Origin of the sequence: Microvirga sesbaniae, from assembly GCF_025460805.1 — a bacterium.
GTDB lineage: Bacteria > Pseudomonadota > Alphaproteobacteria > Rhizobiales > Beijerinckiaceae > Microvirga > Microvirga sesbaniae.
Window position 1 is genome coordinate 1 of the sequence record NZ_JAMXFJ010000048.1, and the last position, 17936, is coordinate 17936.

At 59.5% G+C, this 17936-nt stretch carries 21 protein-coding genes and 1 tRNA gene; 15 read left to right on the forward strand and 7 right to left on the reverse strand.

What is annotated here, in order from left to right; all coding sequences use genetic code 11:
* Window positions 1–36 precede the first annotated feature (36 nt).
* The 3 genes from OCW50_RS29385 (at window position 37) to OCW50_RS29395 (ending at window position 861) form a co-directional block, all read left to right on the forward strand.
* Window positions 37–113, forward strand: a tRNA-Met gene (locus tag OCW50_RS29385).
* Window positions 114–379: 266 nt separating this feature from the next.
* Complete coding sequence (locus OCW50_RS29390; RefSeq protein WP_262300038.1) at window positions 380–598, forward strand: site-specific integrase; 219 nt, start codon at window positions 380–382, stop codon at window positions 596–598.
* Window positions 514–861: a tyrosine-type recombinase/integrase gene (locus OCW50_RS29395; RefSeq protein ID WP_262300039.1), complete on the forward strand. Its 348-nt coding sequence runs from the start codon at window positions 514–516 to the stop codon at window positions 859–861. The genes OCW50_RS29390 and OCW50_RS29395 overlap by 85 nt, the downstream gene beginning before the upstream one ends.
* A 43-nt stretch (window positions 862–904) precedes the next feature.
* Here OCW50_RS29395 and OCW50_RS29400 read toward each other — a convergent pair whose 3' ends face one another.
* Window positions 905–1762, reverse strand: coding sequence for a LysR family transcriptional regulator (locus OCW50_RS29400; RefSeq protein ID WP_262271928.1), 858 nt, complete (start codon window positions 1760–1762; stop codon window positions 905–907).
* A 376-nt stretch (window positions 1763–2138) separates the two neighbouring features.
* Between OCW50_RS29400 and OCW50_RS29405 the strand changes: the two genes are divergently transcribed.
* The 10 genes from OCW50_RS29405 to OCW50_RS29450 all read left to right on the forward strand — a co-directional run bounded on the left by OCW50_RS29405 (window position 2139) and on the right by OCW50_RS29450 (window position 9622).
* The gene (locus tag OCW50_RS29405) at window positions 2139–3410 is read left to right on the forward strand and encodes an amidohydrolase family protein (RefSeq protein ID WP_262300040.1); all 1272 of its coding nucleotides are present in this window, start codon (window positions 2139–2141) and stop codon (window positions 3408–3410) included.
* A gap of 51 nt (window positions 3411–3461) precedes the next feature.
* Window positions 3462–4139, forward strand: coding sequence for an ankyrin repeat domain-containing protein (locus OCW50_RS29410; protein ID WP_262271930.1), 678 nt, complete (start codon window positions 3462–3464; stop codon window positions 4137–4139).
* Between the two features lie 18 nt (window positions 4140–4157).
* Window positions 4158–4349, forward strand: a complete 192-nt coding sequence (locus tag OCW50_RS29415) for a hypothetical protein (RefSeq protein ID WP_262300041.1) — start codon at window positions 4158–4160, stop codon at window positions 4347–4349.
* Between the two features lie 782 nt (window positions 4350–5131).
* The gene (locus OCW50_RS29420; protein WP_262271932.1) at window positions 5132–5380 is read left to right on the forward strand and encodes a hypothetical protein; all 249 of its coding nucleotides are present in this window, start codon (window positions 5132–5134) and stop codon (window positions 5378–5380) included.
* 82 nt (window positions 5381–5462) lie between these two features.
* Window positions 5463–6407, forward strand: a complete 945-nt coding sequence (locus OCW50_RS29425; protein WP_262300042.1) for an MBL fold metallo-hydrolase — start codon at window positions 5463–5465, stop codon at window positions 6405–6407.
* 401 nt (window positions 6408–6808) lie between these two features.
* Complete coding sequence (locus OCW50_RS29430; protein WP_262300043.1) at window positions 6809–7510, forward strand: IS6 family transposase; 702 nt, start codon at window positions 6809–6811, stop codon at window positions 7508–7510.
* Window positions 7511–7519: 9 nt separating this feature from the next.
* Window positions 7520–7846, forward strand: coding sequence for a hypothetical protein (locus OCW50_RS29435; RefSeq protein ID WP_262300044.1), 327 nt, complete (start codon window positions 7520–7522; stop codon window positions 7844–7846).
* Between the two features lie 438 nt (window positions 7847–8284).
* Window positions 8285–8776, forward strand: a complete 492-nt coding sequence (locus tag OCW50_RS29440; protein ID WP_262300045.1) for a c-type cytochrome — start codon at window positions 8285–8287, stop codon at window positions 8774–8776.
* Window positions 8777–8836: 60 nt separating this feature from the next.
* Window positions 8837–9103 carry a hypothetical protein gene (locus tag OCW50_RS29445; protein ID WP_262300046.1) on the forward strand — a complete coding sequence of 89 codons (267 nt, stop codon included), beginning with the start codon at window positions 8837–8839 and terminating at the stop codon, window positions 9101–9103.
* A gap of 96 nt (window positions 9104–9199) precedes the next feature.
* Window positions 9200–9622 carry a cupin domain-containing protein gene (locus OCW50_RS29450; protein ID WP_262300047.1) on the forward strand — a complete coding sequence of 141 codons (423 nt, stop codon included), beginning with the start codon at window positions 9200–9202 and terminating at the stop codon, window positions 9620–9622.
* 800 nt (window positions 9623–10422) lie between these two features.
* Here OCW50_RS29450 and treF read toward each other — a convergent pair.
* The 3 genes from treF to OCW50_RS29465 form a co-directional block, all read right to left on the reverse strand.
* Window positions 10423–12087, reverse strand: coding sequence for an alpha,alpha-trehalase TreF (gene treF / locus OCW50_RS29455; protein ID WP_262300048.1), 1665 nt, complete (start codon window positions 12085–12087; stop codon window positions 10423–10425).
* Window positions 12088–12223: 136 nt separating this feature from the next.
* Entirely contained in the window at window positions 12224–12454 is a 231-nt protein-coding gene (locus tag OCW50_RS29460) for a hypothetical protein (RefSeq protein ID WP_262300049.1), read from the reverse strand.
* Between the two features lie 676 nt (window positions 12455–13130).
* On the reverse strand, window positions 13131–13676 hold the full coding sequence (locus OCW50_RS29465; RefSeq protein ID WP_262300050.1) for a CarD family transcriptional regulator: 546 nt from the start codon (window positions 13674–13676) through the stop codon (window positions 13131–13133).
* Between the two features lie 760 nt (window positions 13677–14436).
* Between OCW50_RS29465 and OCW50_RS29470 the strand changes: the two genes are divergently transcribed.
* Window positions 14437–14967: a HEPN domain-containing protein gene (locus tag OCW50_RS29470; RefSeq protein WP_262300051.1), complete on the forward strand. Its 531-nt coding sequence runs from the start codon at window positions 14437–14439 to the stop codon at window positions 14965–14967.
* A gap of 633 nt (window positions 14968–15600) precedes the next feature.
* Here OCW50_RS29470 and OCW50_RS29475 read toward each other — a convergent pair.
* From OCW50_RS29475 to OCW50_RS29485, 3 genes are read right to left on the reverse strand one after another with little or no spacing between them, the layout of a single operon-like run.
* A complete protein-coding gene (locus tag OCW50_RS29475) occupies window positions 15601–15855 on the reverse strand; it encodes a WGR domain-containing protein (RefSeq protein ID WP_262300052.1) in 255 nt (84 codons plus the stop codon).
* Window positions 15848–15985, reverse strand: a complete 138-nt coding sequence (locus OCW50_RS29480; protein ID WP_262300053.1) for a hypothetical protein — start codon at window positions 15983–15985, stop codon at window positions 15848–15850. The genes OCW50_RS29475 and OCW50_RS29480 overlap by 8 nt, the downstream gene beginning before the upstream one ends.
* A complete protein-coding gene (locus OCW50_RS29485; RefSeq protein WP_262300054.1) occupies window positions 15982–16479 on the reverse strand; it encodes a CYTH domain-containing protein in 498 nt (165 codons plus the stop codon). Before OCW50_RS29485 ends, OCW50_RS29480 begins: the two co-directional genes overlap by 4 nt.
* A gap of 1079 nt (window positions 16480–17558) precedes the next feature.
* Between OCW50_RS29485 and OCW50_RS29490 the strand changes: the two genes are divergently transcribed.
* Window positions 17559–17828, forward strand: coding sequence for a hypothetical protein (locus OCW50_RS29490; RefSeq protein WP_262300055.1), 270 nt, complete (start codon window positions 17559–17561; stop codon window positions 17826–17828).
* The last annotated feature ends 108 nt before the right edge of the window (window positions 17829–17936 follow it).

The window sequence follows — 17936 nt, forward strand, 5'->3', positions numbered from 1 at the left end:
TCCCCTTCGACGCCGGCGTCGAAGGCCCGACATTGCCGCGGGGTGGAGCAGCCCGGTAGCTCGTCAGGCTCATAACCTGAAGGTCACAGGTTCAAATCCTGTCCCCGCAACCAAAACTCAAAAGCCCCTGACGGCAAAAGCCGCAGGGGCTTTTGCCGTCATAGGCGGCCACATTTACAGTCTCATATGCTCGTCTTAATCGCCGTCACCGCTCGGTCTTTAGCGTTAGACGACTCTACATGCTGCGCCGGCAGTAGCCGAGACGGAGCCCCTGGTCGAGACCGCCCATGCCCTTGCGGCGGATCCCTCGGTCGGGCTCTACCGTCAGGCCGGCTATGCCCGGCGGGCGGCCCTGTTCGAGAGGCTCTATGCCTCAGGTATGCGCATCAGCGAGGCTCTGTCATTACCCTCCGACGCTGCGCCACCTGGCACCCGTATGTTGCTGGTGCGCGGCAAGGGTGACAAGCAACGGCTGGTGCCCTTGCATGAGCGGGCGATCGAGGCCATCAGCCAATGGCAGAAGCTGGCCCGGGCGTATCTGGGGGAGCGTCCTCCACCTGGCTGTTTCACTCGGTGCGCAACAGCACCAAGGCTTTAACGCGCCAGGCCATCCTGCTCGAGATCAAGGAAGCTGCCGCGGCCGCAGAGCTGGCGAGCCCGGAGCGGGTGTCGCCGCATGTCCTGCGGCATGCATTTGCCACCCACATGCACTCAGGCGGCACCGGCCTGCGCGTCTTACAGGAGCTGCTGGGACATGCCGGCATCGAGACCACCCAGATCTACACCCATCTCGACACCTCCCGCCTGCACCAGATAGTCCGCGACCTCCACCCCCTGAATGCTCAAGCTGGTTCAGCTTGAAGACGATGGTGACCCGCCTCCAGTTTTGATTGACGGGGAGCACTCACGACCGTCCGGGACCGCGGCTGCGTTCCGACATGGCGGCGCCGATCTGTTGTACCAATTCCGCGATGAAGCCGGTGCTCTCCCAGGCATAGATGGAAACCATGATCGGAGCTTCGGCGCCGAATTGCGCATAAGGCCTGACATGACGCCCGAGCGTCGCGGCAACCGGGAGGAGCGTTATGCCAAGACCAGCCTCGACGGCGACGAGCACGTTGTTGAGGCTGCTGCCTGAAAAGGCGATGTACCAATGGCGGCGCTCACGCTCGATGCGGTCGAACATGGTCTCACGGTACAGGCCACCAACAGGGAAGGTTACGAGGGGTACAGGGTCCGGCCAAGCATCAGGAGCATCCTTGCTCTCGAACCAGCCTGTGGCTTCGGGGAAGCTTGCCCGGCAATCGTTGCTGGGTGCCGGCTCCTTGACGACAACGATGTCGAACTCGCCGCCACGGTAGCGCCGGGTCAAGTCGCGGCTCAGCCCAGCGCTGACGTCGAGACGGATCTCCTGGTGGCGCTTGGAGAACTCGCCGAAAAGTCGGGCCATGGGACGGCTGAAGACATCTTCCGGAAGCCCGATATGAATGGGCGTTGTTCCAGCCGGATTGCCCAGTGCCGCCGTCGCCTCGCTCTGGAGCGCCATGATCCGACGGGCATACCCAAGGAGGCGTTCACCTGCGGCGGAGGGGCGAATGGGGCGTGCGTCCCGATCCACCAAGGTCTGCCCAACGGCTTCCTCGAGCCGGGCGAGCTGCTGACTTAAGGTCGACTGGGTCATGTGCAGGCGCTCAGCTGCCCGGGTAAAGCCTCCGGCTTCGGTGATTGCGATAAAGGTCCGCAGCAGGCGTGGGTCGAGCATCAGCGACTCGCTGGATCACTGCAATAACTATTCAATAAATGAATAATCTCTATCTGAACATTTAATTTCCAGATGGAGCAAGCTGGCACTATTCTCCCAACATTGCAGTATGGAGTGCTTGGCGGTGTGAGCGGATCTCCTCGTGGGCGGTGCGACGATCGACAGCCTTATAACGGCCAAGCCGAAACCGGCAGCTGACATAGGCCCAAGTGCCGCCCATTACACCTCAGCGATAGGCACACAGGAGCGACCCGTGCAAAGTGCAAATCACCAAAGCCGTAGAGCCTTCCTTAGTCATTCCGGTGGGCTGGCAACTGCGTCCGCAATACTAGGCTTGAGCGGCACACAGAGCGGGGCCGCCGAGGCTGTCGCCAGCATGGATCAGTCCCGTCAGCACATCACCGCTGTTACCGACAGTCACTACTATTTGAGTGACGTGCGCCTCGAGGAAGGCTTCGAGCACGAGGGTGAGGTGGTTGTCGGCACCCGGACCGGGATCCATACGCTGGAAATCCAGGATGGTCGCATCAAAGCGGTGCACGACGCGGGTGCCGCACTGGACGCAGCCCTGCCGCGCTACAAGGCACAGGGTAAGCTGCTTCTGCCTGCGTTCCGGGACATGCACATCCACTTGGACAAGACCTTCTATGGCGGACCGTGGCAGGCTCCCCTTCCCCGTCAAGGCAAGACCATCATGGACATGATTGCGCGGGAGGAAGTGCTTCTTCCGAAGCTGCTGCCGACCTCGCAGGCGCGTGCGGAGAAGCTGATTGACCTTCTCCTCTCGCAAGGCAGCTCGATAGCGCGCAGTCACTGCAACATCGATCCAGTGAGCGGATTGAAAAGCCTGGAGCATCTGCAGCTTGCGCTGGCGGAATATCGTGACAGCTTTGAATGCGAGATCGTCGCCTTCCCGCAGCACGGCCTGTTGCATTCCAAGGTGGATGGGCTGATGCGTGAAGCGATGAGCATGGGCGTGCACTACGTTGGCGGCTTGGATCCCACCAATGTTGACGGTGCCATGGAAGCATCACTGGATGCGATGTTCCAGATCGCGCTCGACCACGACAAAGGCGTCGATATCCATATTCATGAAGCCAACCCAGCTGGCGTGGCGGCTCTTAACTACATGATCGCAACCGTCGAGAAGACCCCGGCGCTGCGTGACAGGCTGACGCTCAGCCACGCCTTCGCTCTCTCCACGCTGCGTCCCGAGGAGTTGAACGAGATGGCCGGGCGCATGGCCACACAGGGCGTAACCGTGGTGTCGACAGTGCCGATTGGACAGAGGACAATGCCGCTGCCGCAACTGCGTGCCAAGGGTGTCAAGGTCATGACCGGCACGGACAGCGTGATCGATCATTGGTCACCGTTCGGTAGCGGTGACATGCTGGAGAAGGCTAACCTGTGCGCCCAGCTTTACGGTGGAAGCGACGAGTTCCTTCTGTCGCGTGCCCTCGCGATCGCCACGGGCGATGTGCTTCCGCTGAGCGACGATGGCAAAGTGGCTTGGCCGAAATCAGGTGACACGGCTGAGTTCGTTCTGGTTGATGCCAGCTGTTCGGCCGAGGCCGTCGCACGGCGCTCTCCGCGGCGGGCAACGTTCCACAAGGGACGTTTAGTCTACGGTGCTGTTGAGCGTGCCTGAGGTTACGACCTTCGGCCGAGACGCTCACTGCTCCTGCAAGGAGTTCGGATTATGCGAAGAAGTCTCGCCATCTCGATACTTGCGGCACTCGGCATAATGGGCCATTCGATGACAGCCGGTGGACAATTAACGAGCGGGAAAGACGTATTGGACGCTGTTACAGACAACGATGTCGATGCGGCACAGATTCAAACCCTTCTGTCCCGCGATGCTGACATCGATGCGAGAGATGAAGCCGGACGCACGGCGTTGCTCATCGCAACCCACGGCAACAGGATCGAGGTTGCAAGGGTGCTGATTGAGGCCGGTGCCGATGTCAATGCAAAGGATCGGATCAATGACAGCCCCTATCTCTATGCCGCGGCGCGGGGTTATCTCGAGATCCTGAAGATGACACTCGCGCACGGCGCGGATCTCAAGAGCACCAACCGCTATGGCGGCACTGCTCTCATCCCAGCCGCGGAGCGTGGCCATGTCGACACTGTCCGCACTTTGATCGAGGCGGGCGTCGATGTGGACCACGTCAACAATCTCGGGTGGACGGCTTTGCTGGAGGCCATCATTCTGGGTGACGGGGGCGAATGTCATCAGCAGATCGTCGACCTTTTGGTGAAGGCAGGTGCCGACATCAACTTGGCGGATCGAGACGGCTTGAAGCCGCTGCAGCACGTGCGCAGTCGCGGCTACAGGGAGATCGAAGCGATCCTTGTCGCGGCGGGAGCCATGTGAGAGTGCAGCTCGGCGTACTTGACGGGCCAGAGCGACGATCTTGCGAGCGCCGCAGGGGCTCACGGCGCGACAGCAGTTCCTTCGGACGAGGCCCAGCGGCCCGATGCTGTGATGGCGCTCAGAATTGTCGACGAACTGCTGGCCGCCGGTCACATCGAGGCAGCCCGTGTCGCTGTCAGGCGCGCTCTCAAAGCTATTGCTGTCGAATAAAGTTGCACCCGCCTTCCAATCGCACATAACACAACTGCATCAGTTGCCCTTTGCGTCATCGACAACAGCGAGCATGAAGCGCCGTGATCGTTGAATACGAGTTGGTCCGAACTGCCGATTAGCACCAACTCGCCATGGACTTCCCGCTGCAGCCGAGCCTGATGGAAGATGCGTATCCAGGGCTGTGACGTTTCTGCTTCGCAGTATCAGAACATTCTAACTTTGCGGTTACACCAAAAAGACTGGTAACATATCTTATGGAACCTGATTCCGCCTGTGGGTGCGGTCAAAACGGTCTCAAGCCGTGGTTCCAGGTTAGTGTTTTCTCTGTCGCGATGTCGTCGACGCGCCTCCTTAAGGCGTTTGCCCGCCAGTCGTGGACACCATACCTTCAGGCTGTCCATAACGGCGTTGGAGTGCGCTTATGCATGTTTAGGGCATCGTTTTGCCCAGTGGCAAAGTCACTTGCCACGTTCCAACATCACTATGGAGGCTTCTCGAAGGTCAGTTTCATCTCTCTCCGCTGTTCCGACGAGTTCACCCGACAGGTTATGAGTCCAACGAGCGCTATCCCGACGCTGGAGCGAATTCTCTCCGAAGCTGCTATGCTGCGCTTTCGGAATTCGTTCAGAGTTAGGCCTGCATCCGGAGCGACCCAGTGGCAAGCTCTCGTGAAAACCGGCGATGCCTGTATCCGTTGATTGAGGGGCGCCTTCCCTGTGAAGCCCTCCCCAACATAAGCTCGTCGTCTATCGTGGTCCCTTGAATCCAAAGGATCCCCAATGACCGGTCCCGGCCTCCACATCTTGATGCCCGACGAAGTTCCCGATGACCAGAGCAACAACATCACTCTGTCCGAGGTGGTTCAGCCCGAGCGCGCGATGGAGTTCATGGTGACGGTGCTCATCGATGGGACGGCCATCGCCGTGAGTGGTCCATTCGGGTCGATGCAAGAAGCCGTCGATCAGGCCAACGACCTCTCGAAGCACTATCAGCTTGAACCGATCTACGTCAGGCGGGAGCAGGCCTAAACGGCTTCCGCCGCGACCTGCAACGCCCAATCAACCTTTTAACGGTCCAGCAATGTCATCTTGCCAAATGGAGGAAAGCTCGATGAGGAGATCCGAACCGACAAAGGCCACCCTCACCCGCCGCCACATCATTCTCGGGACCTCGTCACTTGCGGCGATGCCACTCCTGTCCGGCTATGCGTTCGCGGCGCCTGTCACTACCTTCAAGCAAGGCGACTTCGACATTACCGTTGTCAGCGACGGTTTCCTGACCCTGCCGATCAGCATCGTAGCTCCCGAAGCCGCCCCGGACGAACAGGCGGACATCATCCGCCGCCTCGGCGGGAGCGCTGACACCGTCCAGCCCCGAGCCAATATTCCGCTCATTCGTGCGGGGCAGGATCTGATCCTTGTCGACACTGGCTCCGGTGACAAATTCCAACCCACGGCTGGTCGGCTGACGGCCAATCTTGCGGTAGCCGGAATTGATCCAGCCTCCGTGACCAAGGTCGTCTGCACGCATGCCCATCCCGATCACATGGGGGGAACTCTCGTGCCGGGCGCGGGACTGACGTTCCCAAATGCAACCTATTTCGTGAGTGCGGTGGAGTGGCAGTTCTGGATGGATCCAAACTACCGCACGATCATGCCGGATGTGCTGCATGAGTTCGCCCGCGGCTCCCAGCGCGATCTTTCCGCCGTCAAGGACCGCGTGAAGCTGGTGAAGCCGGGTGAGGACATCGTCACCGGCATGCGTGTCCTCGATACGGCAGGGCATACGCCCGGGCATATCTCGCTCGAACTGGCTGGCGGCGAAGGCCTGATCATTACTGGAGATGCTGTGACGAACCACATCGTCTCGTTTGAGCATCCCGGTCAGAAGTTTGGCTTCGACATGCAGCACGACGTGGCGATCGCCAATCGTAAGGCGCTTCTGGATCGAGCGGCGAATGATAAGATCAAGTTGCTGGGCTTTCATTGGTCGGACCCCGGCGTCGGCTATGCGGAGCGCAAGGACAACGCCTACCGCTTCGTGCCCGCGACTTGACGTCCTGAACCAGGCAAGGTGCTCATCAGCCGCCCCGTTCCCGAGATTCATCCTCAGTGTTCGGGGCTTCTGTATTGATGATGCTTAACCGTGTTGGTGTCGAAGTATGACTTTGCGTCGTCGCGCGTCACTTGGCGCGGGAGGCCGGCATCCGTAAACCGGTGCAGCGTGTTGCGCGGCATGTGGAGCTAGCATGCGCCGGTTGCCGCAGGAGGAATGTACGATGATTCCGACACGAGTGATTCCGTGAGACTAATTGCTTCACTTGTTTCGATGTCGATGCTGGGGCCGACTCGCGCTCTGTCGGGCCCTTGCCAAGCTGGTTCGCACACCCGCTCGGTCCATGACAGGGCTCGTCACGTTAACTCGGGTGTGAGAGCGAGCCTTGTATATAGGCTGGCATGGCCAAGCCCGTCAGCTACAAACGTCATCGCTTTCCACCCGAGATCATTGCCCACGCGGTTTGGCTCTATTTCAGATTTCCTCTGAGCCTGCGGCTGATCGAGGAGATGCTGCTCGAGCGCTGCACCCTCGTCTCTTATGAGACTGTTCGCCGGTGGGCCCTGAAGTTTGGGCCAGACTACGCCCGCTGCCTCAAGCGTAAAAGGCCGAGCCGCCGTGATGTTAGGCACCTCGACGAGGTTGTGGTCACCATTGCCGGCCAAAAGCACTGGTTGTGGCGGGCCGTCGATCAGGATGGCTATGTGCTCGACGAAATCGTCCAGACGCGGCGCGATACCAAAGCGGCCAAACGCTTGCTGAAGCGTCTGTTGAAGAAGCAGGGCTGCCTGCCTTGGCGGTTGATCATTGATAAGTTGAGCTCCTACGCGTCGGCCCGGCGTCAGATTATGTCCTCAGTCGAGCACCGCGCCCACAAGGGCCTGAATAACCGGGCCGAGAGTTCGCATGTCCCGTTTCGAAAGCGGGAGAGAATGATGCATGGCTTTCGGTCTGTGGGAGGCCTGCAGCAGTACATCAGCGTGTTCTCCGATGTGCGCAACCTGTTCGTTCCGCACCGCACTCGACGCTCCGCCCTTGCAACCCATCTTCACCGCCTCACCGCGATGGCGGAACGGAAAGGCGCGGCCGGCCTCGCTGCCTGAATTTTTCAAATGGCCGAATCTGCCTCAACGCGTCCGGCTTCGGTTAAAGTGACATCGCCGATCGTAGACCTGCCCGGCCGTCCGATGACGGAAGGGAAGCCCATGAGCCCGTCGTCACAATGGACTCTGTTCCTCGCCCGACCCGGACGAGATCGGCAGAGCGCCATCCGGGATCCGCAAGGCGAGCCCCAGCTCATCTTTGGCGAAGATGACGGCACGCGGATCAACGATCGTCTCGCCCGGTACCTTGTGGAGAGTCTGAATGTGGGTCTCAACCCAGAAGACCCGAATCCGGACGAGGGCTGGTTCCTGGATAGCCATCAGCGATGGCAATGAGCAGGATCCCGCGCTTCTCATTTGCGATCAGGATTTCGAGGTAAGGCTCCAGATCCTCGAGACAGGGAACCTTGAGGCGAATCAGTCGCTCGGCCACAGAGTTACATCGCTCATCAATACTTATAGAGACGGCTTGGGTGATCTTGAATTCTGCCAGAGCCTGGCTGGGCTATTCAATCCTGTTCATGCCCCCCGGCGTTTCAACTGCACCCAAGCCGGATCAATATTTCCTCAAGGATGAGCGTTCACATCCAGGCGTGTCCTCGTCCGGCTCTCGGACGGAAAGGTCGCCCTCCAAGTCCAGAATCAGAGGGTTTTGGGGCCGGTTGTGCGTGGCAAGCTTCCGCCACAGGTGGTTCCGTCTACGCCTTCTGCGCACTTCACTCTCCTGTGGCCTCTGGCACTTTAGCTGTGTTCAACCTCAGCCAGAGAAGCTTCATGAGACCCCTCATCTGCGCCGCTTTGGGAGCCGGTAGCCTCCTGTCGGTTCTACCGGCCTCCGCTCAGAGCCAGACCCAGCGCGGCGAGTACCTGGTGACTATCATGGATTGCACCGGCTGCCATACGCCGGGCACCTTCCTCGGCAAGCCCGACCTGCAGCGGCCCTTGGCCGGCTCAGAGGTTGGCTTCCAGATCCCCGGTCTCGGCATCTTTTATCCACCCAACCTCACCCCTGATCCCGAGACCGGGCTCGGGCGATGGAGCGAGGCCGACATCATCAAGGCAGTGCGAACCGGCGTCAGGCCGGACGGTCGCCAGCTTGTGCCGATCATGCCGTACCACTCCTATGGCAAGCTCACCGATGGCGATGCCCGCGCTCTGGCCGGCTATCTCAAGAGTCTGAAGCCGGTCAGGAACCAGGTGCCCGGTTCGGTCGGGGCCAACGAGAAGCCCTCAGCCCCTTACCTGACGGTGATCATGCCCCAGTAGCCGCCTCGAGCAGAGCAACCAAAAACCAGCAGGCTTGGGGAAGCACAGGAGACATCAGACATGCTCGAGACAGACCTGCAGCGGCTGCGCGACGACACCACGGCGATTGCCGAACTGATAGATGAACTGGCAGTCCACCTGGCACAGCCGCTCCCGCCGGAGCCGCCGTTCCGGATCATGGCGGATGTGACAGCCCTGCAGGATCGGCTCTATGCCATGGCGCGTCAGACCGGAAACCTGAAGCGCAAGATCCGTAACATGGTCCTACAGCAGACGCTCGCATCCGACTTTGCTCTGCAAGAAGAAAAGATTGAAGCCTTAGGATAGCACCATCGCATCGTGGGCGGAGCGGGTTCGCTGGCGGCTGCTATGGGTGTTTGCCCTCCAGCGTGAGGCCCGCCTTAAGGATTGAGGAGCGAAAAGATGACGGGCCAGGATACGTGTCGCATCGTGCGAGGCAACGGCAGCTACGAGGGACGCCAGGGCCTCACCTATTTCGCCGGGATCTCAGCGGAGGGTGTCGGATCGCGTGGCATCTGCATGCATCTGCTGCGAATGCCGCCTGGAGCACGGGCCAAGGCGCACCTGCACGAGGCCCACGAGACCGCAATCTTTGTCCTCAGCGGTCAGGCTGGAATGTGGTATGGCGAACAACTAGAGTACCACTTGGCCGTGCAGGCTGGCGACTATCTTTACATCCCCGCCGGTGTCCCGCATCTGCCCTATAACCCTGGTCCGGATGAGGCAGTCGCCGTTCTCTCGCGAACTGACCCGAATGAACAGGAGAGCGTGATGCTACGGCCAGATCTCGACGAGGTGCACCGAGCCCCTGCCCTGGCGCCGTAGCCGTCATCATCAGAGAGCCTGCCAGCCTTGGACGTCTGCAACTCGGCGACTACCCGAGCGTGTAAACGAGGGCCCAGGCAATTGCCCCTAGCGCAGCCAGCAAACCGAACCATTCGAGCACACGCGACAGCCTGTCGTTGGCAGGGGATTTTGTACGAGCTACCAAGAGCTTGTCATCATCGTCAGCCATGATGAGGACATCTTACACGGGGCAACCGGCGGTCGTATGAATAGGAGCGCGTCATCGCCTTCATCTCTCCCGTCCGATCACGACAACAGCTTCAAACCCCTGCCGCTTGCGCTCTGAGGCTAAGGCAAACGCCGCAGAGAGGGCCTGCTCCTCCGTGGAGTGAACTGAGCGCACCTGGCCTTCGTGGGAGACTGACCAGACACCTTCCCCTGTACGCTTTACCACCACCCGTTCCACGCTTGTGGCTCCCTTGGAGACCACTTCTAAGCGTAGATGCTCATGACTCTTTCGCAATCGACTCAAAGGGATAGAGGCATATTTTAAAGGAATTCTCGAAAGGATAGTTCAACAATCCCTTGAGGTTACCCTGAAAACCTCTCTAGTGACCTCTTCCCTACTTCAAGGGATTCCTGCACTGGTGGTTGCTTCCGATCGCGGGTATCTTGAGTACCATACTACCTGGGATGCTCGGCGGGTTCTTGCAGACTTTGTCCGACTCACCTGGAGAGTGCGTTGGGTCGACCTTCAGATCTCCTTATAGGACGTGCACCTGAGGGCGTTGGTGCACAGCGCCCCTCGGTGGCACTGGTTTGTGAGCCCTTATGCAATGCTAGCGGGCGGCATCCGGGCTCCTGCCGGACTGCGGCAAGACTGAAGGTAGATTGTCGTTTGCGACCGGATTCGCACAACGACTGCCCGTTACTAAACCCGCATCGATCACGAGTAATTTTCGCACCACGCCATTCGTCCAGCCAAAACCGTCCTGGCCCGGATACTCTCCACCGCCAGCCGTGAGCGAAGGGTTCACTACGTTGTATTTCTCCATGAGCTTGCCGGTGTTGCGATAGGTGGTAACGACCCTGCTGATCCAGCGCCGCGCGATCATCCGAGCAAGGGCTCGCTTGCCGTAGGCACTCAGGCCCTCGATCGCGATCCACTGCAAGGGCGCCCAGCCATTCGGGGCATCCCATTGCTGACCCGATTGAACCGTGGTGGTCACAAGGCCACCGGACTTCAGAAGGCGGGATTGCACCACCTGAGCCACACGATCCGCCTGCGCCTGGGTGGCCAGCCCGAAGAACAGCGGGGACAAGCCGGCGGCCGTCACCTTCCCGGTCAGCTTGCCCTCGCGCCATCGATAATCCGTAAACATGCCTTCGCGGGCGTCCCAGAGATAACGCTGAACCGCCGCCTTGCGCAGCGCTGCGCGTGCCCTGAGTTCGGCGGCCTTTTCCGGCTTGCGGGATGCCGCATAGGCCTTGGCAAGGATCGTCTCGAGATGAAATAGCAGGCTGTTGAGATCAATCGGCACCAGAGTGGTGGTGTTGATGGTGGCAAGCGACTTGCCATCGGCGAGCCATCGCGAGCTGAAGTCCCACCCGCTCTCGGCGGCAGCCCGGAGATCACGGTAGATTTCCGCCGCCGGTCGGTTCGATGCGCCGGCTGTTTCGACATCCTCCCGATAGGATTCCTCGCGTGGGCTGTCGCGGTCATCCCAATAGCGGTTCAGCAGCGTGCCATCGTCCAGGCGCACGACACGGCGATGCGCCTGGCCAGGCTCAAGCGCGTCGGCGCCTTCCATCCAGAAGTCATATTCTTTGCTCAAGGCCGGCAGGAACGCGGCATATGTCGTGGCAGGATCGCGGCTTCGGGCTGCAATAAGTTCCACCATGGATGCGAAGAAGGGAGGCTGCGAACGGCTCAGGAAGTAGCTCCGGTTGCCATTGGGAATATGTCCGTACCGGTCGACGAGGCTCACAAAGTTCTCGACCATGCTGACTGCAAGATCATGACGGCCGCTCTCCTCGAGCCCCAGCATGGTGAAATAGGAATCCCAATAGTAGATCTCGTCGAAACGTCCACCTGGGACCACGTACGGCTGTGGCAGCGGCAGGAGCGACGAGTAGGGACTGAGCTGCACGCTGTCGGGCTTGCGTTCGAGGACCTGCCACAGATCGTCGATGTGTCGGCATACATCCTCTCTGAGATCGCTGTGATAGGCGCTGCGCTTGGGCGGCGGCACGGTGAAGTTTTGGTGAACGAATGCGGATAAGTCGAAGCCTGGCTTGCCGCGCTCCTCCTCATAGCGTTGCACGATCGCGGTTGGTGCATCGTTCGGCAACGCGTCGACGAAGGTCTTGCCATCGGGGAAGACACGCTGCATCTGCACATCCACGAACAACTGACCATACAGATGCAACGGAGTATCGAGTTCGGCAGCTGCCGGTGCGGCGAGGCAGAGAGCGATCAGCAGGCCGATGACCCTGACGTTCATGATCAGCCACTCCTTGACGCCGAGTTTGCGGCGTTGGCCACGGTCGCACATTCGGGCATAGGGACGAGGGATATTGCGGCGCGCTCCCAGCTCAATGTCAACCTTGAGAGACTTTCCTACTGTCTATCTCGTGAATTCACCCGCACCGCAGGAGCCAGTTGTGGATTGATGAGATGGCAGCGAGCACTGTTGCTCCGGCCAGTACAAAGATGACCATTTCGACGACAACATGCGTGGCCTGATGGTCATCCGGGACCTGCCCCCAAAAGGCATCGAAGAACGTGAGCATCATGCCGCCAACCAGGCCGAGCAGGGCCCCGTAGAGCGCAAAGCTTCTGGTATCCCAGTGAGTTTCCCGGACAAGCATGTTGTCCTTCAACTTTCAATATAGACCTATTAAGTGACGGCGAGCTACTGGCCCTAAACCGAATGTATTTGTGATCAACCTGTGGACCTTCGGACAAAACGGCAGAAGAGCAAAGCTCCCAAAGGTATAGGTGAGGAGAAAAGCTCTAGAAGGTCGGCATTTTGCCCTGCGTCAGCCTCGATTGCCCGTTGGCTTTATCCAGACATCTTGTGCTTGGAGGATGGCATATGCAGCTGGATGAGCCGTTGCCCCTCGACGCTGTTGCGCCCCGGGTGAGACGCGTGATCCTGGGTGAATACCAGGAGCGCTGGCCCACAGTGCATGAGATCGCTCAGATCCCGGATCGGCACTGGCTTGCAACCCCTGGCGTTGGTCCGGGCACACTTGAGGTCCTGCGGAGCATCACCCATCCGCCGCACCAGCAGGATGAGCTTGGTTCCCCTCGGCCGAGCAATCCTGAATATGGTTGCCAGAGCGCGGGCGTCCGCTCCTGAGGGCTGGAAGGAGCTTGCTGCAGACAGCATGCTCCGACACGCCTTATCGGCGATGGTAGCGGTTGGAGGGACGTCTGAGCGATCAATGACAAGGGCTGACCGTCGGAATGTACGATCAGGATGGACTGGAGTACAGCGGACGAGAGACGTTCGGCAGCAATCGAGACCGCGTGCAGCTGCAGTTATGCCGCTGCTTCATCTTCGGTTGGTTTGCTGGAACGGGGAGCGGCAGCTAGGCCCTGCTCAATGAGCTTACGCGCCTCAGTCTCGGTTAACTGCCTCACCGCTGCAATCTCTTTTATCATGAAATCCAGGGCACCCTCGAAGATCTGCCGTTCGCTGTAGGAGGCCTCTTCCTGCTGCGGCCCGCGGTTCAGATCCCGCAGAACCTCAGCGACGGCAACAAGCTGCCCAGTGCTGATGCGCTCCTGAAAATCCGCCGCTCGGCGATTCCACATGCCACGCTTGGCTCCAGCCTTCCCACTCAGGATCTCGAGAGCCTGATTGACGACGGCCGGTTCAGATAGCTTTCTCAAGCCGCTGCCTTTCGCTTTTGCGACGGGAATGCGAACCGTGACTTTTCCCGAGTCGAGTGAAAGCACGAGGAGGTCCAGTTTGAAACCGGCCACCTCTTGTTTCTCGATTCCCGTGATCACACCGAGGCCATGGCCGGGATACACGACCGTTTCACCGGCCTGGAAGCTCAGAGCATTGTTTGTCGTCGTCATTCGAAAACGGTCTCCTTGAGCCACCGACCATGCTTCATCTGTGTTGCACATGTCGCACTCACTACGCTCGCTTGTGGAGCATAGGTGGCCAGAACTCGATATTGTCAGTGCGGTTCCCGCATATCGGATGCTCACCTTCCCCGTGCAAGAGGGCTCATTCGGTGATGCTTAACGCTCGCGACGCTCGGTTCATTGTGGCGTGGTCTCATCACCAGCCGCCGATACTGCCGTCTAAACGCAACCCGAACACGATAGATCCTGTTGGTTAACGTGGCCTTTACGAAAGTGGCAGAGGCTTCAGCCCAGAACGAGGTGGCTTGAGCCCCGCCCTCCCGAACTCGCTGGCGGAGTTCCTTACAGCCTGCCATCATTATCCCATAGTCAAAGCGACCTTCGCACAATGTTGGTGCGCTAAGTGGATCACAGGGAAAGGGGCTCCCATGTGCAAGCGGCAGATCGGCAAGATGCCAATCACGCCGACGCCATCGAACGACAACAACCCGAAATCAGCAGGATGTCTCATGACCACCGGGTGCCGTGCGCCTTGCCTGGGGATGTTGTTGGTCGTGCTTGAGTGGACGGAGTATGTCAGGCTGGACTTTGTGGCCGGTGGAGTGCTGACGATCCAAGCGCAGCCTTCATAGGTACAAGATTTCAGTGCTCCTCATTGAAATCGCAATTTCTGGTTACCGTACGACTTGGCGCTGCCGTTAGGAGTGCCGCTATGGCTATAAGGGCACGTAGTTGGAAGAGGGCAGGCGTGAGCGAAAAACCGTTGGCATGGTTCAACCTGGCTCATGCCTATCTGCACGATGCAGCCGTCCTGAAAGCCGCTCCGAGGCCATCGGGCGGGTTCTATGAGGAGCCAGTGCGGTTTCTGTACTTCCACTCCATTGAACTGTTCCTGAAGGCTTATCTGAGGCTTCAAGGCATTGAGGAGAATGAACTAGGCAGGCCGCCCTACAGTCACAGCCTGACGAACCTCGCGGATGAAGTGGAGCGGAGGGGGCTGGTCATCGCACAGCGGGTCGGGCTCGTGTGCGATGCAGCCCGCGGCTTCGATAAGCCGACAGAGGCACGCTACATCAAGACTGGGCCCAAGCCCCACGTTCCGGCGCACAAGCTTCATGAAGTCGCCCGGGAGTTACAGTCCAGGGTCGAAGAGGCGCTTCGCGCGAAGGGGATCGTCTTGCGTCGACCTCCCCGGCTTCCGGTCGTTCATCCTCCACGTCCGCTCACGATCGCCAAAGCTGCAAAGCTGCTCGCGCGTCGGGATGGGAAGTTCCGATAAGACGGTGGAACGGGCCAAAAGAACGCCTCGGTCGTGAACCGAGGCGCTGAGGTCAGGGAGGAATACAAGTCACCCCTTTAATCTAGCCGTGTCGTCGATGAATCACTGTGCGCCAGGTCACAAAGAGCCTGTGTGACGACGGCCACGGAAGGACGGGTCGTTTCGAGCCATGCTGGGGTCACTCGCAGGAGGTTTCTATGACCCTCACCATCCTTGATCCGCGCACCGGTCAGAAGGTCACCATCTCGATCCCCGATTCCGCCTCTGCTCGGCGCTAGCACATCGTGCGGACCCAGAGGGCCGCGTCAGCGAAAAGTGGATCCGGCTTTCCGCACTCAACGATGCGCCAGCCAAGAGTGGAGCATCGGAACCGATCCCAAAAGTGGGTTCACTTTTCACGTCCGATGCTCTAGGAGGTCATCATGAGCAATCCGCGAAACGTCAGTCCAGACGCTGAGTCAGCCAGGAGCTGACACGCTGCCTAGGCCAGCGCAGCGAGCCATTCCTGATCAAGTCGGCTGCGGATTCGTTGATCTTGTACTTACGATTATTAGCGACGTCCAACGCGCGGAATAGTTGGGTTGAGGCGGCGGGACGGATCGTCTGGACCGGCTGGAGCCTTATGTAGACCCGTCACAGGTCCGCATAGCCCTTATGCCGCTGGGTTGTCGCCCATGTCTCCAAAGCCTGAGCCGCTTCGGCCTCATTGGGTAAGATATCGACCTTCTCCTGACCCTTGGCGCCAACGAAGCCCCAATTGCGGACCAGCCGGATCGTGCCGAACAGATCACGCTTGATCATCAGGCTGAAGAAGCTCGCCCTGCCCTGCTCCTGGTTGCGCCGATAGAGCACCAGATGGTGCCGTATCGGTGAGCGAGCGTCAGGCATCCTGGAAACGCTCTTCCCTGGGATTGCGCTTCAGGAGCGTCTTCTCCATCTCGCGCCTCGTCGCAGCCTCAATTTCATCGAGATCGACCTTGACGGCTTCACCGCTGGTCTGGGCCTTAGCTCTGATCACCGGCACCTGCTTGGTCTTGGGTCGGTTGGGAGCCATCTACGCCTGAGCGGGAAGCTGCCGTCCAGCGTATCGAGCAGGCTGTTGAGCGCCGCATCGGACAGCGGGATCTCCGGAGCCTCCTCGAACCCTCTCAGCGCGATGGATTGATTAGTGTAGCGCCGATCCGCCGTCACTTCGGGCCCAAACCACCTGAGCGGTCGGAAACCCCTCGCCTGCTCGTCAGAAGCGAACTCCACGGTAACGAGATGCAAGACACGGGGCCGGGAAATCTCGTCAATGAGGGCATGACCCTTGCCGATCGGCAAGACTGTCCGGGTGTAGTCGACCTCGCCGTCGCAGACCTCGAGTAGCGCGCGGGCATGGCATACTGGGATTTCCGTCTGATCCTCGACCTCGCTGACCGGGCCGACCGACCTGAGGATCAGCAGGCCTTTGTCCTCTTCGAGGCGGACCCCAGGACAACCGATCCCGCTGCTCGGGGAAGAAGCCCTCAAGGTGGTGCAGCCCGCCCCTCTCGCGCTGGATCAGGCGGGTGAAGGACGAGGTGAGGAGAAAACGGCGGCGAATGGTCATGAAACCCGGTGAATGCAAGGGATCAAGACGCCTTTAGTTCATATATGGCGGGCGACGGAGGGGGAAATCCTGAACCCCACATTATGGTTTCCGCTCAGCCGGCACTGAGCCCTCCAGTTCTCGATGATCGGCCGCTCGGATCAGGTAAGCCCGATTTCAAAGAAAGAGTCGATCAGCGCAGGCTCGACGAGTTCCACATTCAACGGCCGGCCACGGAGTGAGATGTAGTCAACCCGCACTAGCCTGTGGGGAAGATACCAATGGTGCAGGGAAAGAAACGACACTTCCGAGATAGGCTTCCCACCGATAGCAGCAGGGCACATACAAATGACAACGCCCTGACAGTGTTAGCCATGCGGGGCAAACTATCAGGGCGCTCTTGTGATGCCGGTTGCAACACCACGCTGCTACAATGCGCCACGAACGCTGGAAGTGCAACCGACCCCTGTGCATAAGGACGAAGCGCTCTGGCGAGAGGCTGAGCACCAGACCTTTCACCAGAGCGCGTGCGATGTGTTCCGGGATCGCACTCTTCAATGAGAGAAGGATTGCTAATGGAACAACGCTCAGACGTCAGCAGGGGAAGTAACCCTGTCTGCCGCTGGTCGTTTCGGTGGTGCTGAGAGTATCGCCCTGGTGAGAACCTCATAGATGGATCGTGGTCCACACTCGTTCTTGCGAGCGGTGCATTCTTCGAAGAAGCTCACGTATTCATCACACTGGGCCGAGCGCTTTTGCCTCGGGGCCTCAGCGCACAGTGTGGAGGCTTTCCGTAAGATCGGCGGTGGGTCGAATGATTCAAACACCTCCTGGGCCGGTGTCCGCGTGAGTTGCTCATGGGCCAGAATGCGACTGGCAGGGCCCGCGAGGATGACGATAGCGATAAAGCCATGACGGATCTTTCGCGTCGGTTTACCTCGGACCTTTATAGTTAAGACGAATCTAACCATTCCCTCCTGAAATCAAAGTACGTAACAGCATAGCCTAAGAAAGTGAAGAGATGGCGCAGCGCCCGGAGCAAGAGGACGACCTACCTGACACGAATGGAAAAGCCAATACGCCCCAGCTGGCTCAATTGGAGAAGCTGGCCAACGCGGCGGCCACCGCCGCCCAGGCGAAGCAGTGGCGGGCTCGCAAACATGGCTTGGACCAACAAGAGGAGCCGTCGGAAGTCCGCAACCTTAGCAACGATGCAGAAGCGAGAGCTCGGGCAGAAGAAGCGATGCGGCAGATGATGGCAAAGCCACAGGCCAAACGACGTGGATGGTGATGGCCGGACCATCCATTTGAAACATTGATTTCGACACTTGCTCGATCGAAGCGGGATTAAGGAAGTGTTCAGTCCTTACTGGCCATGGTCCCGCCCCTTTGTGCCTGA

Bases quoted from the DNA above. Each gene is read 5' to 3' on its own strand.
- OCW50_RS29390 (WP_262300038.1), top strand. From the start codon at position 380: ATGCGCATCAGCGAGGCTCTGTCATTACCCTCCGACGCTGCGCCACCT.
- OCW50_RS29395 (WP_262300039.1), top strand. From the start codon at position 514: ATGGCAGAAGCTGGCCCGGGCGTATCTGGGGGAGCGTCCTCCACCTGG.
- OCW50_RS29400 (WP_262271928.1), bottom strand. From the start codon at position 1,762: ATGCTCGACCCACGCCTGCTGCGGACCTTTATCGCAATCACCGAAGCC.
- OCW50_RS29405 (WP_262300040.1), top strand. From the start codon at position 2,139: ATGGATCAGTCCCGTCAGCACATCACCGCTGTTACCGACAGTCACTAC.
- OCW50_RS29410 (WP_262271930.1), top strand. From the start codon at position 3,462: ATGCGAAGAAGTCTCGCCATCTCGATACTTGCGGCACTCGGCATAATG.
- OCW50_RS29420 (WP_262271932.1), top strand. From the start codon at position 5,132: ATGACCGGTCCCGGCCTCCACATCTTGATGCCCGACGAAGTTCCCGAT.
- OCW50_RS29425 (WP_262300042.1), top strand. From the start codon at position 5,463: ATGAGGAGATCCGAACCGACAAAGGCCACCCTCACCCGCCGCCACATC.
- OCW50_RS29430 (WP_262300043.1), top strand. From the start codon at position 6,809: ATGGCCAAGCCCGTCAGCTACAAACGTCATCGCTTTCCACCCGAGATC.
- OCW50_RS29435 (WP_262300044.1), top strand. From the start codon at position 7,520: ATGGCCGAATCTGCCTCAACGCGTCCGGCTTCGGTTAAAGTGACATCG.
- OCW50_RS29440 (WP_262300045.1), top strand. From the start codon at position 8,285: ATGAGACCCCTCATCTGCGCCGCTTTGGGAGCCGGTAGCCTCCTGTCG.
- OCW50_RS29445 (WP_262300046.1), top strand. From the start codon at position 8,837: ATGCTCGAGACAGACCTGCAGCGGCTGCGCGACGACACCACGGCGATT.
- OCW50_RS29450 (WP_262300047.1), top strand. From the start codon at position 9,200: ATGACGGGCCAGGATACGTGTCGCATCGTGCGAGGCAACGGCAGCTAC.
- treF (WP_262300048.1), bottom strand. From the start codon at position 12,087: ATGAACGTCAGGGTCATCGGCCTGCTGATCGCTCTCTGCCTCGCCGCA.
- OCW50_RS29460 (WP_262300049.1), bottom strand. From the start codon at position 12,454: ATGCTTGTCCGGGAAACTCACTGGGATACCAGAAGCTTTGCGCTCTAC.
- OCW50_RS29465 (WP_262300050.1), bottom strand. From the start codon at position 13,676: ATGACGACGACAAACAATGCTCTGAGCTTCCAGGCCGGTGAAACGGTC.
- OCW50_RS29475 (WP_262300052.1), bottom strand. From the start codon at position 15,855: ATGCCTGACGCTCGCTCACCGATACGGCACCATCTGGTGCTCTATCGG.
- OCW50_RS29490 (WP_262300055.1), top strand. From the start codon at position 17,559: ATGGCGCAGCGCCCGGAGCAAGAGGACGACCTACCTGACACGAATGGA.